This window comes from Cellulomonas cellasea (assembly GCF_006538745.1).
Taxonomy (GTDB): domain Bacteria; phylum Actinomycetota; class Actinomycetes; order Actinomycetales; family Cellulomonadaceae; genus Cellulomonas_A; species Cellulomonas_A cellasea.
Genome location: NZ_BJLR01000009.1, coordinates 20,439 through 33,229 on the forward strand (window position 1 = coordinate 20,439; position 12,791 = coordinate 33,229).

Consider the following 12,791-nt stretch of genomic DNA (forward strand, 5'->3'; position numbering starts at 1 on the left):
CTCGGACCTGGCGCGCGGCTCAGACCTTGCGCGCGGCTCAGACCTTGCGCCGGTACGCCCGCAGCGCGAGCGGCATGAGCACCGCGACGAGCCCGACGCACCACACGAGCGTCCAGAGCACGTGCGCACCCGTCGGCCCCCCGAGGAAGAGCCCGCGCACCGCGCCGACGAGGTGCGTCAGCGGGTTGACGTCCACGAACGTCTGGAGCCAGCCCGGCATCGACTCGGCCGGCACGAACACGTTCGACGCGAAGCTCAGCGGCATGATGACCAGGAACATGATCCCCTGCACGGCCCCGGAGGTCCGGACCATCATCCCGACCCACACCGAGACCCAGCTCAGGCACAGCGCGAACAGCACCGCGAGCGCGCACCCCGCGATCATGCTCGCCGGGTCGGTCATGATCCGGAACCCCATCGCGTACCCGATCGCGAGCGTCGACACCGTGACGATCGCGTACCGCACGACGTCCCCGAGCACCGCGCCGACGAGCGGCGCCGACCGCGGGATGGGCAGCGACCGGAACCGGTCGAAGATGCCCTTCTCGAGGTCGGTGTTGAGGTTGACGCCGATCGCGATCGCCCCCGTCGCGATCGTCTGGGCGAGGATCCCGGGCAGCAGGAACTGCAGGTACTCCCCCGTCGACCCGGCGACGGCGCCGCCGAAGATGTAGACGAAGATCACGAGGAACAGCGCGGGCTGGAGCGTGACGTCGAGGAGCGCCTCGGGCGTGCGCCACGTCTTGATGAGGCTGCGCCGCGCGAGGCTCGCGGAGTGGCGCACGTACGCGAACGGGCGGGGCTGCGCCGCGACGCCCGCGGGAGCGCGGCCCGCGAGCGGGGACGGCGCGGCGGGGGTGGTCGTGCCGGGTGCCGTGGTCATCACGCGGCCTCCTTCGGGCTCGGGAGGGAGCCGTCGCCGGCCCGCTCGCTGTCGGGTGCGCCGGTGAGCGCGAAGAAGACCTCGTCGAGGCTCGGCAGGTGCAGCGAGAGCTCCGTGACGCCGACGCCCGCGGCCGCGAGCCGGGCGACCGTCGCCGTCAGCGCCGCGTCGTCCGCGACCGGCACGGCGAGCACGCCCTTGCGGACCTCCTCGGCACGGCCCGCGGTCGAGACGGCGCCGAGGATCGAGGCCGTCTCGTCGAGCCGGGCGGCGTCCGACGGGCGCACCGTGAGGGTCTGCCCGCCGACGCGCCGCTTGAGGCCGTCCGGGGTGTCGTGCGCGATGACGCGGCCGTGGTCGATCACGGTGATCTCGTCCGCGAGCGCGTCGGCCTCCTCGAGGTACTGCGTCGTGAGCAGCACCGTCGCGCCGTCGGCGACGAGCGACCGGACGACGTCCCACATGTCCTCGCGCTTCGCGGGGTCGAGGCCCGTCGTCGGCTCGTCGAGGAAGATGATCTCGGGGCGCCCGACGAGGCTCGCCGCGAGGTCCAGCCGGCGCCGCATCCCGCCCGAGTACGTCTTCGCGGGGCGTCCCGCCGCGTCGGTCAGGTCGAACCAGGCGAGCAGCTCGGTCGCCCGCGCCCGGGCCGCCGGGGCACGCAGGTCGAGCAGCGCGCCGATCAGCTCGAGGTTCTGCCGGCCCGAGAGGTCCTCGTCGACCGACGCGTACTGCCCGGTCAGCCCGATCGCGCGGCGCACGCGGTCGGCGTCGCGGTCGACGTCGTGCCCGCCGACCCGGGCGGTGCCGGCGTCGGCGCGCAGGAGCGTCGCGAGGATGCGGACCGCCGTCGTCTTGCCCGCGCCGTTGGGCCCGAGCACGCCGAGGACGGTGCCGCGTGCGACGGCCAGGTCGATGCCCTGCAGGGCCTTCGTCCGGCCGAAGTGCTTGACGAGGCCGTGCGCCTCGATCACCAGGTCGTCTGCTGTCATGCCCCCCACGGTGCGGGGGGCCGCTGACGGCGCACCGACAGGCGCGACGTCGCGCTGACACGACGCCGACAGGCCGTCCGCTGCACGCCACGCCGGCGCGGGGCTCACCCAGCAGGGGGAGGCGGGCTCCCCGCGGCGGAGGACGACCGGCGCGGCCACGGGCTCCGACGATGGCCGCATGACACCCGAGCCCCCTCCCCGCACCACCCCTCCGGCCCCCCGCGGCCCGGGCGCGACCCCGACCGGCGCGGGTCCGCTCCCGTCGCGCCTCCCGCGTCGTCCCTCGGAGGTCGCGCGCGCCGTGACGGCGCAGCTGCGCGCCGCCCTGGCAGACGCCGCACCCGGCTCCGGCTACCAGCGCGCGCTCTACCTCGCCGGTCTGGTGCTCCTCGCCTCCGCCGTCGTGCACATGGGGGTGTGGGTGGTCGACGGCGGTGCCTGGGAGGGGGCGGTGTCGTGGCGCAAGCCCATGACGTTCGGCTTCTCCTTCGGCCTCCTGCTGCTCTCGTGCGGCTGGATCCAGGGCGCCCTGCCGCGCTCGCCGGCCTGGGGCTGGTCGGTGACCGTGCTGGTCGCGGGCGGCTCGCTGCTGGAGGTCGGGCTCATCACCGTGCAGCGGTGGCGCGGCGTGCCGTCGCACTTCAACGACGCGACCCCGCTGGACGCCCTCGTGTTCACGTCGATGGCGGCCGCGATCGGGACGGCCCTCCTGGGCGTGGTCGTGCTCGGGGTGTGGGCGGCCCTGCGCCTGCGCGGGCCCGCCCCGGTCGTCGTGGCCGTCGCCCTCGGGCTCACCGTCACGATGGTCGGGGGCGCGATCGGCGGGGACATGATCGCGCGCGGGCTGGAGCTCACCGAGATGCACGGCACGGTGCCCGACGTCGTCGTGGTCGGAGCGGCGGGCTCGGCGAAGCTCGCGCACGCGGTGTCCCTGCACGGGCTCCAGGTGCTGGCGCTGCTGGCCCTCCTGCTCGGGCGTTCCGGGCTCACCACCCGGGGCCGCACGCGCGCGATGCTGGTGGCCGCGGCCGGGTACACGGCGCTGACGGCGCTGGTCGTCGCTCAGGCGTACGCCGGACGCGCCCTGACGGACCTCCCGGCGGCGACGGCCGTCGGGCTCGTCCTGGCCACCACCGCTGTCGTCGTTCCGTTCGTGCTGGCGGTGCGGGATGCTGGTGCCCGTCCTGAACCGCTCCGGCTGACCGCGGACGACAGCGAGGGGACGCATGCGCACCGGCTCTGAGGCCGAGACCGAGATCGACGAGGTCCGGCCCCGCCTACCCCGGCCCGGCAGCACGGTCGCGCGGACGGCGACGCTCCGGGGAGCCGTCGCCCGGACGCTCGCGGCCCGCCCGGCCCCGGGCACGCGGGTGCTCCTGTGGGACGGTGCCCTCGCCGTCGTGCTCGGCACGATCCTCGTCGGTGAGGCGGTCGCGGAGACCGGCGGGGCGCCGGGGGCGATCGTCCTCGCGGGCACGATCGGGGGTTCCCTCGCCTTCCGGCGCCGGTTCCCGCTCGCGTCGTACCTCGTGAGCTGTGCCGCGCTGCTGGTCCTTGCCGCACGCTGCTACGACGCCGGCCTGTACCCCTACCCAAACGCAATCGGCCTGTACTCCGCCGCCGCGTACGGCAGCCGTCGGCGCTCGGCCGTCGCGCTCGTCGCCGGCCTCGCCGGCGTCATCCTCTACTGGACCCTCGTGCCGTCGTCCGACATCCCGTGGCTGCCCGGCGCCCTCGTGGGCGCGTGGGCGCTCGCCTGGGTCGCGGGGCGGGCCGAGGTCCAGCGCCGACGCACCGCCGCCGAGGCCCTCGAGCGGCTCGCCGAGGCGGAGCGGCGCCGGGAGGCCGACCGGGCCCGCGCCGTGGCGCAGGAGCGGGAGCGACTGGCCGCGGACGTCCACGACATCGTCGGCCACGCCCTCAACGTCATGGTGCTCCAGGCCGGGGCCAGCCGGCGGCTGCTCGACCGTGACCCCGTGGCCAGCGCCGACGCCCTCGCGGTCGTGGAGAGCGTCGGCCGGGAGGCGCTCGCCGAGCTCGACGGCGCGCTCGAGCTCCTCGACACCGCACCGACCCGCCGACCGGGGCGCGGGGTGGAGGACCTCGGAGAGCTCGTCGAGCGGTTCGTCGCCGCCGGTCTGGCGGTGCACCTCACGGTGAGCGGCCGGCCGCGCGAGATCCCGGCGCCGGTCGCCGTCACCGTTCACCGCGTCGTCCAGGAGGCGCTCACGAACGTCGCGAAGCACGCCGGTGGGGCGCGGACCGAGGTCGAGGTCGCGTACGGCGACGACGAGGTGCGCGTCCGCGTGCAGGACGACGGTGCGCGGGCGGGCTCGGCGACGGGCGGGCCCGGGCGCGGGTCGAGCGCGGACCGGACCGGCGCCGGGCGCGGCGTCCGCGGCATCCGCGAACGGGTCGCCGCCCTCGGGGGGACCGCCGAGATCGGGCCCGACCAGCACGGGGGCTGGGCCGTGCGCTGCACGCTGCGGACCGACCGGTGATCCGGGTCGCGCTGGTCGACGACGACCACCTCGTGCGCAGCGGCGTCCGCCTGATCCTGGAGAGCGTCGACGACATCGTGGTCGTCGCGGAGTCCCCCGACGGCCCCGCGGGCCTGCGCGCGATCGAGCGGGAGCGGCCCGACGTCGCACTCGTCGACATCCGCATGCCGCGGATGGACGGCATCGAGGTGACGGGCAGGCTCGCCACGTCGGCGCCGTCGACCCGCGTGGTCATCCTCACCACGTTCGAGCGCGACGCGTACGTGGTCGACGCCATCCGCGCGGGGGCCTCGGGGTTCCTGCTCAAGCGCACGCCACCCGAGGGCCTGATCGACGCGGTGCGCGTCGTGGCGTCCGGGGACGCCCTGCTGTCGCCCTCGGTCACGCGTCGGCTGATCCAGGCGTTCGCGCGCACCCCGGCGCCCGGGGCCGGTCACCCGGCGCTGGCCACGCTGACCGACCGCGAGCGCGAAGTGCTCCTCGCGATGGCGTCCGGGGCGTCGAACGGGGAGATCGCGGGCCGGCTCTACGTCTCCGAGGAGACGGTCCGCACCCACGTGAAGCACCTGCACCGCAAGCTCGGGCTGCGCGACCGCGCGCAGGCGGTCGTGCTCGCCTACGAGTCCGGGCTCGTGACGCCCGGCGACTCCCGCCCCGCCTGAGCCCGGACGCACGGCGCGGCCGCTCCGTCGCGCAGCTCGGCGCGGTGCCGGCTGTTGCGCGCCCGGGCGGTGCTCGACCTGCCGCTGCAGCCGGACAAATCGGTTATGGACACCCCCGCCCTCCCGCGCAGGACGCGACCTAGGGTTCGGGCGGCGGTCGAGCTCGTGACCGCACGGACGGACCGGCGCCCGCGCCGCGCGACCGCGCCGCCCCACCCCTGACGAAGGAATCCGCCATGACCGCATCCCCCCGTTGGGGCGTCCCGATGGAGCTCGGCGAGCGCCGTGTCCTGCACCCCGGACGGTTCCGCTGGCTCCGGGCGCTCGGGTGGGCCCCGGCGCTCCTCTTCGGCATGACCCTCGCCTTCGGCCCGCCGATCGAGGCGCTGGGCGGGCTGCTGCCCGACACGGAGGCCGTGACCTTCCTCGTCCGCGCCCTCGGTGCGGCGGTCGCGCTCGGCGCGTACGCGTTGCTCGTCCGGGCCGGCGAGGACCGGGCACCGTCGGAGCTGGCCCTGCGCCCCGCGCTTCCGTCGCTCGCCGTCGGGCTCGCCCTCGGCGCGCTGATGATGGCGGTGGTCATGGGGCTGCTGGCGCTGAGCGGCACCTACGAGGTCACCTGGCTCGGGTGGACGTCCGCGTGGGAGGCCGCCGGGCTCGCGGTCCAGGCGGGCGTCGTCGAGGAGCTGATCGTGCGCGGGATCATCCTGCGCCTCGTATGGCGGGCCTTCGGCCCGTGGGCCGCGTTCGCGGTCTCGGCCGTGCTCTTCGGCGCCGGGCACCTCGCCAACCCCGGGGCCACCGTGTTCGCCGCGCTGTGCATCGCGCTGGAGGCCGGCGTCATGCTGGGCGCCCTCTACGTCCTCACCGGGCGGCTGTGGACCTCGATCGGGGTCCACGTCGCGTGGAACCTGACCCAGGGCTACGTCTTCGGGGCTGCGGTCTCGGGCGGTGACACGGGCAGCTCGCTCGCGCGCAGCGTCGCGGACCCGGACGCGCCGCTGTGGCTCTCGGGCGGCGAGTTCGGGCCGGAGGCGTCGCTCGCGGCCGTCCTCGTGTGCACCGCGGTCGGTGTGCTCGCGCTCGTGCTGGCGCGCCGGGCGGGGCGCTTCGCGCGACCGGCGCCGGAGCCCACGGACGCCGCGGACGCGGACGCCGAGCGGGCCGACAGCCCGCTCACGACCGCGTGACGTCCGGGGCCCGGCACGCGGTCCCCGTGCCGGGCCCTGGACGTCCTCAGCGCGGCGTCGGCTGCCAGAGCACGAGGGCGCCCGGCGTCGCCGTGAGCTCCCCCCGCACGGTGCGCGTGCCCGGCGGCCGCTGTCCGGGCCGCACCGCGACGACGTCGCCCGAGGGTGCGGCGGTGAACACGCGCCGGCCCGGCTCGGTGAACGCCCGCAGGTACTCGACCTGCCGCTGGAGCCGGTCGACCTGCGCCTCGAGCTCGAGGATGCGCTTGATGCCCGCGAGGTTGACGCCCTCGTCCTGCGAGAGCCGCTGCACCTCGCGCAGGGTCGCGATGTCCCGCAGCGAGTACCGCCGGCCCCGCCCGCGCGTGCGACCGGGCGAGACGAGGCCGAGCCGGTCGTACTGCCGGAGGGTCTGGGGGTGCATGCCGGCGAGCTCGGCCGCGACCGAGATCACGTAGACCTGCGCGTCCTCGGAGACCACGGCCCTCACTCCCGGGCGCGCGCCAGCAGGTCGGCGCGCGGGTTCTCGCCGGACGTGGCGACGCCGAACGCCATGACGGCCTCGCGCGCCGCGCCGGTGAGGCGCTGCGGGACGACGACCTGGACGGTCACGAGCAGGTCGCCCGTGCCGTCCGGCGTGCTGACGCCCTTGCCCTTGACGCGCAGCGTGCGCCCCGACGGCGTGCCCTCGGGCACCTTGACCCGCACGGTGCTGCCGTCGAGCGTCGGGACGTCGACCTGCGCGCCGAGCGCGGCCTCGTCGAACGCCACCGGGACCGTCACGCGCAGGTTGCTGCCCTCGAGCGCGAACACCGGGTGGGGGGTCACGCGGACGGTGACGACCAGGTCGCCGGCCGGTCCGCCGTGCTCGCCCGGGCGGCCCTTGCCGCGCAGCCGGATCTTCTGGCCGTCCTTGACGCCCGCGGGGATGCGCGCGTTGACGACCCGGCCCTCGACGTTCAGCGAGACGGTCGAGCCCGTCGCGGCCTGCCGGAAGGGCAGCGTCGTGACCGCTGAGAGGTCGGCGCCCTGGCGCGGCCCGCGCGACGGCGAGAAGCCTCCCCCGCCGCCGGCACCGCCGAAGAGCCCGCCGAGCAGGTCCTCGAAGTTCGCGCCGCCCGGGGCCGCGCCGGTCTGCTGGAAGCGGACGCGCTGGCCCTGCGTCGCACCCCCGAACATCCCGCCGAACAGGTCCTCGAACCCGGCGGAGCCGCCGGCGCCCGGTGCGAACCGGGCGCCGCCGGCCATCGCGCGCAGCTGGTCGTACTGCGCGCGCTGCTCGGTGTCGGAGAGCACGGCGTACGCCTCCCCGACCTCCTTGAACTTCGCCTCGGCGCGCGCGTCACCCGGGTTGTGGTCCGGGTGCATGTTGCGCGCGAGCTTGCGGTACGCCTTCTTGATCGTCGCGGCGTCCGCGTCCTTGGGGACGCCGAGCACGGCGTAGAAGTCCTTCTCGAGCCAGTCCTGGCCGGTCACGGCGCCTCCCTTCCTCGTCGGCGGACGCTCAGGCGTCCGGGTCGATCACCGCGACGCGCACGGGCCGCAGCACGCGCTCGCCGATCCGGTACCCCGGCTGGAGCACCGTACCGACCGTCGGCTCGGTGACGTCCGCGGAGTGCGAGTGCATGAGCGCCTCGTGCACCGTCGGGTCGAACACCTCACCCTCGGCACCGAACCGCTCGATCTTGAACCGCGCGAGCGTCGACTCGAGCTTCTCGGCGATCGACAGGAACGGGCCCTGCAGGTCGCCGTGCTGGCGGGCGAGCGCGATGTCGTCGAGCACCCCGATGAGGGCCTCCGCGACCTCGGCGACACCCTGCTCGCGTGCGACGAGCGCCTCGGACTTCGAGCGCTTCACGTAGCCCGAGTACTGCTGCTCGAGGTTGTAGTACGCCGCGTTGCGCCGCTGGAGCTCGTCGAGCCGCTCCGCCGCGAGCGCCTCGGCCGCCGCGAGCGCGCCCGTGTCGGGCGTCTCGAAGTCGAGGTGCGCGACGGGGTCGTCGGCCCCTCCCCCGGCAGCCGCGGCCTCGGCCTCCTCGGCCGGCGTCGGCTCCCGCAGCAGGCCCGTGTCCGGGTCGATGCGGCGCTTGTCCGTGAACCTGGGGGCGCCCTCCGCGGGGTCGGGCTCGCCCGACCCCGCGTGGCGTGCGTTGTCGCTCGTCACTTGCGCTCGTCCTCGTCCACGATCTCGGCGTCGACGACGTCCTCGTCCGCCGGGGCGTCGCCCGCGGGGGCACCGTCGGCCGGGGCGCCCTGGGCGTCCGCGGCGGCGTTCTGGGCGTAGATCGCCTCGCCGATCTTCTGGCTCACGGTCGCGAGGGCCGTGTGCTTGGCCTTGACCTCGGCCAGGTCCGTGCCCTCGAGCGCGGTCCGGAGCTCCGCGATCGCGGCCTTGACCTCGGTCGAGACGTCCTCGGAGACCTTGTCCGCGTTGTCGGCGAGCACCTTCTCGGTCGAGTAGACGAGCTGCTCGGCGGAGTTGCGGGTCTCGGCCTCCTCGCGGCGGGCCTTGTCCTCGGCGGCGTGCGCCTCGGCCTCCTTGACCATGCGGTCGATCTCGTCCTTCGGCAGCGCCGAGCCGCCGGTGATCGTCATCGACTGCTCCTTGTTCGTGCCGCGGTCCTTCGCGGACACGTGCACGATGCCGTTCGCGTCGATGTCGAACGTGACCTCGATCTGCGGGACGCCGCGCGGCGCCGGCGCGATGCCGGTCAGCTCGAACGTGCCGAGCGGCTTGTTGTCCCGGGCGAACTCGCGCTCGCCCTGGAACACCTGGATCAGCACGGACGGCTGGTTGTCGTCGGCCGTCGAGAAGATCTCGCTGCGCTTGGTCGGGATGGCCGTGTTGCGCTCGATGAGCTTGGTCATCACGCCGCCCTTGGTCTCGATGCCGAGGCTCAGGGGCGTGACGTCGATGAGCAGGACGTCCTTGCGCTCACCCTTGATGACACCGGCCTGCAGCGCGGCGCCGACGGCGACGACCTCGTCCGGGTTGACGCCCTTGTTGGGCTCCTTGCCGCCCGTGAGCTCGCGCACGACGTCCGCCACGGCGGGCATGCGGGTCGAGCCGCCGACGAGGACCACGTGGTCGATGTCGGAGAGCTTGATCCCGGCGTCGCGGATGACGGCCTGGAACGGCGCCTTGGTCCGCTCGAGGAGGTCCGCGGTCATCTGCTGGAACTGCGCGCGGGTCAGCTTCTCGTCGAGGTGGATCGGGCCGTTCTCGCTCATCGACAGGTACTGCATCGAGATGTTGGTGCTCGTCGCGGAGGAGAGCTCCTTCTTCGCCTGCTCGGCGGCCTCGCGCAGACGCTGCAGCGCGATCTTGTCCTTCGACAGGTCGACGCCCGAGGAGTTCTTCACCTGCTTGATGAGGTGCTCGACGACGCGGTTGTCCCAGTCGTCGCCGCCGAGGCGGTTGTCGCCGGAGGTCGCGCGGACCTCGATCGTCGAGAAGTCGTCGTCCTTGCCCACCTCGAGGAGGGACACGTCGAACGTGCCGCCACCGAGGTCGAAGACGAGGATGAGCTCGTCCTCCTTGCCCTTGTCGAGGCCGTAGGCGAGGGCCGCGGCCGTCGGCTCGTTGACGATGCGCAGCACGTTGAGGCCCGCGATCTGGCCGGCGTCCTTGGTCGCCTGGCGCTCGGCGTCGTTGAAGTACGCGGGGACGGTGATGACCGCGTCGGTCACCGGCTCGCCCAGGTACTCCTCGGCGTCGCGCTTGAGCTTGCCGAGCACGCGCGCGGAGATCTCCTGCGCGGAGTACTTCTTGTCGTCGATCGCGACCGACCAGTCCGTGCCGACGTGACGCTTCACGGAGCTGATGGTGCGGTCGACGTTGGTGACGGCCTGGCGCTTGGCCACCTCGCCGACCAGCACCTCGCCCGTCTTGGAGAACGCGACCACCGACGGCGTCGTGCGGGCGCCCTCGGCGTTCGCGATGACGGTGGGCTCGCCACCCTCGAGGACGGCGACCACCGAGTTGGTGGTACCCAGGTCGATCCCGACTGCTCGTGCCATGTGCGTGTGCCTCTTCCTTCGGTGGTCCTGCTGCTGCGGTGCGTGTCGCGCTCGCGGCGGGTGTCGCCGTCCGGGCTGCTGCCTGCCCCCTGTAGGGGCGCAGCGCCGCGGGCGGCGGGCCGTCTTGAGCCTGCTGCGCTCAAGTCTGCGTCGCGGCGGGGTGGTGCGCAAGTCCGCGGCGCTGGAGTTGAGCCTGTCTGACTCAACTCTCGATCGGGAGCTGTTGTTCCCGTCGCCCGAACGGCCGCACGGGCGGCGTCGCTGTGGGATCTCATCCCGGGTTGGCCAAATCTCACGGAGTTGGCCACGGCGTGTCCGAATCTCACCGAGTTGGCCACGCGGGATGCTCGAAGCGTGGAGCCGCGCGCGGCCCGGGCCGCGTACCTGACGCACCGGAGGTCCAGATGCGCTGCCTGGCCCGGACCAAACGGCTCTCCCGCTGCGCCCGTCCCGCGAGGCGGTGGCGCCTGACGTGCGCGCAGCATTGGGTCCAGCCGTGGTCCGCCGCCGCAGCCGTTATGGCGGGCGCCTTCGCGATGGCCGGCGGTGTCGACGACGCCCTGAGCGTCGTCGACAGGTTCCGAGAGCAAGACCCGACGACCGCGGAGGAATGCCTGGACCGACTGTCGTCTGGCCCGCTCGCCGACCTGATGGTCGACACCTGGTACTGCGACACCGAGTTCGCCAACATCTGGCAGCCCGGGATGAAGCACGTCATGCTGCGCGACAACCGTGAGCTCGTCCGGGACAACTACGCGAGGATCGTGCACGGAGCGGTGGACCCGGCGTCGCAGTTCTCCGCGGAGGGTCTGTCGGACCCGGACCTGGCCGGCGGCAAGGTCTCGCGGTTGTTCGCCCGGTGGCCCAACTACCAGGACCGAAGCTCTGTCGTCCTGGGCCGGGTGGCCGCCGTCCAGATGCTCTACGACGATGACGTCAGCTCGGACTGGGTCGTCCAGCTCGGCACCGTGCGGGATCCAAACCAGGTCGTCTACCTCCGCGTCGTCGGACCGCCCGGCTGGCAGCACCCCGGCGAGAGCAAATGCCCGCTCGTCCGCGCCGAAGGCATACCGATCGCCCGCGGGTACGTTCCGCGAGGCGACGGAGACGGGCTGGTCGACGTGATCTACGAGATGGCCACCAAGGTCGAGTGCTTCCCTCTGCTCTCCGAGGAGGACATCGCGGCATTCGAGGAGGGACTGCCGCCGGACCTGCGCGACGCGTTCGACGAGGGCGCCAGCGGCGACCGGTGGTGACATCGGCGCCCGACAGCCGGCGAGTGCGTCACTGTCCAGTGAGCGGCGTCGACACAGGCCGGGATGTCGTCGCCGGAGTTCGCCGTCGGCTCGCGCGATCCGCCACCTGATCCTGACCGACAGGATCCGGCAGATCACGCCGCCTCGAACGGGGACCACCGGCGGGCCCGGCGCGTGCACGCTGTGGAGTGGCCGCGCTCGTCGTCGAAGAAGCGCTCGAGCGTCTGCCCTTACGCCGTCGATCACGACGGTCCCGGCTTGAGGGTTTGGACGAGTACGTGAGACGCAGCCCGTTTCCCGTACTCGTCCCACCTGAGGTCAGCGCGATGGGCTCCGGACAAGTTCGATGAGTTCCTACAGCTGTAGGAAGTCATCTGACCTGTCGTTTTGTCATCGATCCGTCATCTCGATGTCGCGTTGTCACCGACTTGTCACCTGCCACGCTGACCGCATGACCATCGAGGCGCTGCTGCAGACCGAGGTGCAGTACGTCACCGATGCGGGCGACCCGGTGGTCACCTCGCTGCGCCTCCTCGACGGTGACCGGGCGCTGCACGGGCTGCCGGTCCGCAAGATCTGGTCCCACAAGGGTCAGACCCACTACCCGGGCTTCTTCTGGTCCGACACCACGGGCCGGCACGTGGAGTACGAGAGCCGCATGGAGCTGGACCGCATGTGGCTCGCCGACTTCGACCGCGACGTCCACTGGATCGCTGCGCAACCGCTCTGGTTCTGCGGTCGCGACGGTGAGGCCCTGCGCCGTCATGCACCCGACCTCTTGCTCGGGACCCGGAGCGGCGGGTTCACGCTCGTGGACGTCAAGCCTCAGGCGTTCGCGGGTCGCCCCGAGGTGCGTGCAGTGTTCGACTGGACGGCGCGCCTTTGCGACGCGAAGGGCTGGCGCTACGAGGTCTGGACGGGCGCGGGCCCGGTATACCTCGCAAACGTGCGCTGGTTGGGCGGAGCACCGCGACGAGGCCGCGTTGACCGCGGTGCTCGCGGGTCCACGCGCCGCGTCGACGATCACCGAGCTGTGCGAGGCCGCCTCACGTGAGGCGGACCCGAGCCTCGTTCGGCGGGTCGTCATGTTCTTGCTCTGGTCGCACGTGCTCCGGGCCGACCTCACTCAGGTGCTGGACGCGGCGTCCGCCGTCGCATGGCGCGAGGACGCAGCGTGAGCGGGCATGTCCTAGAGCTCCGCGTGGGTGCTCGCCTCTGGTTCGAGGGGGTGGCGTGGTCGGTCGTCGAGGTGGCTCCCGCCTGCCACTCGCCGGCGACAGCGAGGAG

The 12,791-nt window shown here is 73.6% G+C and carries 12 protein-coding genes; 6 read left to right on the top strand and 6 right to left on the bottom strand.

Features of this window, described 5'->3' with window-relative positions; translation table 11 throughout:
* Positions 1-37: 37 nt before the first annotated feature.
* Both CCE01nite_RS03370 and CCE01nite_RS03375 read right to left on the bottom strand, forming a co-directional pair.
* A complete protein-coding gene (locus CCE01nite_RS03370; RefSeq protein WP_141371973.1) occupies positions 38-883 on the bottom strand; it encodes an ABC transporter permease in 846 nt (281 codons plus the stop codon).
* Positions 883-1,875, bottom strand: a complete 993-nt coding sequence (locus CCE01nite_RS03375) for an ATP-binding cassette domain-containing protein (RefSeq protein ID WP_141371974.1) — start codon at positions 1,873-1,875, stop codon at positions 883-885. The genes CCE01nite_RS03370 and CCE01nite_RS03375 overlap by 1 nt, the downstream gene beginning before the upstream one ends.
* Before the next feature lie 301 nt (positions 1,876-2,176).
* Between CCE01nite_RS03375 and CCE01nite_RS03380 the strand changes: the two genes are divergently transcribed.
* From CCE01nite_RS03380 to CCE01nite_RS03395, 4 genes are all read left to right on the top strand, one after another.
* Positions 2,177-3,118, top strand: coding sequence for a hypothetical protein (locus tag CCE01nite_RS03380; RefSeq protein ID WP_052103830.1), 942 nt, complete (start codon positions 2,177-2,179; stop codon positions 3,116-3,118).
* Positions 3,102-4,376, top strand: a complete 1,275-nt coding sequence (locus tag CCE01nite_RS03385; protein WP_052103832.1) for a sensor histidine kinase — start codon at positions 3,102-3,104, stop codon at positions 4,374-4,376. The genes CCE01nite_RS03380 and CCE01nite_RS03385 overlap by 17 nt, the downstream gene beginning before the upstream one ends.
* Positions 4,373-5,038 carry a response regulator gene (locus CCE01nite_RS03390; protein ID WP_034627507.1) on the top strand — a complete coding sequence of 222 codons (666 nt, stop codon included), beginning with the start codon at positions 4,373-4,375 and terminating at the stop codon, positions 5,036-5,038. Before CCE01nite_RS03385 ends, CCE01nite_RS03390 begins: the two co-directional genes overlap by 4 nt.
* A 236-nt stretch (positions 5,039-5,274) precedes the next feature.
* A complete protein-coding gene (locus CCE01nite_RS03395) occupies positions 5,275-6,228 on the top strand; it encodes a CPBP family intramembrane glutamic endopeptidase (RefSeq protein ID WP_052103835.1) in 954 nt (317 codons plus the stop codon).
* A gap of 46 nt (positions 6,229-6,274) precedes the next feature.
* Here the strand turns inward: CCE01nite_RS03395 and CCE01nite_RS03400 are convergent, their stop codons facing one another.
* The 4 genes from CCE01nite_RS03400 to dnaK are packed head-to-tail and all read right to left on the bottom strand — an operon-like array spanning position 6,275 to position 10,248.
* Positions 6,275-6,709 carry a heat shock protein transcriptional repressor HspR gene (locus CCE01nite_RS03400; protein WP_034627512.1) on the bottom strand — a complete coding sequence of 145 codons (435 nt, stop codon included), beginning with the start codon at positions 6,707-6,709 and terminating at the stop codon, positions 6,275-6,277.
* Positions 6,710-6,714: 5 nt separating this feature from the next.
* The gene (locus CCE01nite_RS03405; RefSeq protein WP_034627514.1) at positions 6,715-7,704 is read right to left on the bottom strand and encodes a DnaJ C-terminal domain-containing protein; all 990 of its coding nucleotides are present in this window, start codon (positions 7,702-7,704) and stop codon (positions 6,715-6,717) included.
* A 28-nt stretch (positions 7,705-7,732) separates the two neighbouring features.
* The gene (gene grpE, locus CCE01nite_RS03410) at positions 7,733-8,392 is read right to left on the bottom strand and encodes a nucleotide exchange factor GrpE (RefSeq protein ID WP_034627516.1); all 660 of its coding nucleotides are present in this window, start codon (positions 8,390-8,392) and stop codon (positions 7,733-7,735) included.
* Positions 8,389-10,248 (bottom strand): molecular chaperone DnaK, encoded by a 1,860-nt coding sequence (dnaK, locus tag CCE01nite_RS03415; protein WP_034627520.1) that lies wholly within the window; start codon positions 10,246-10,248, stop codon positions 8,389-8,391. Before dnaK ends, grpE begins: the two co-directional genes overlap by 4 nt.
* A gap of 518 nt (positions 10,249-10,766) precedes the next feature.
* Between dnaK and CCE01nite_RS03420 the strand changes: the two genes are divergently transcribed.
* Both CCE01nite_RS03420 and CCE01nite_RS03425 read left to right on the top strand, forming a co-directional pair.
* Positions 10,767-11,504: a hypothetical protein gene (locus CCE01nite_RS03420; RefSeq protein WP_141371975.1), complete on the top strand. Its 738-nt coding sequence runs from the start codon at positions 10,767-10,769 to the stop codon at positions 11,502-11,504.
* A 451-nt stretch (positions 11,505-11,955) separates the two neighbouring features.
* Positions 11,956-12,558 carry a TnsA-like heteromeric transposase endonuclease subunit gene (locus CCE01nite_RS03425; RefSeq protein WP_052103837.1) on the top strand — a complete coding sequence of 201 codons (603 nt, stop codon included), beginning with the start codon at positions 11,956-11,958 and terminating at the stop codon, positions 12,556-12,558.
* Positions 12,559-12,791: the final 233 nt, after the last annotated feature.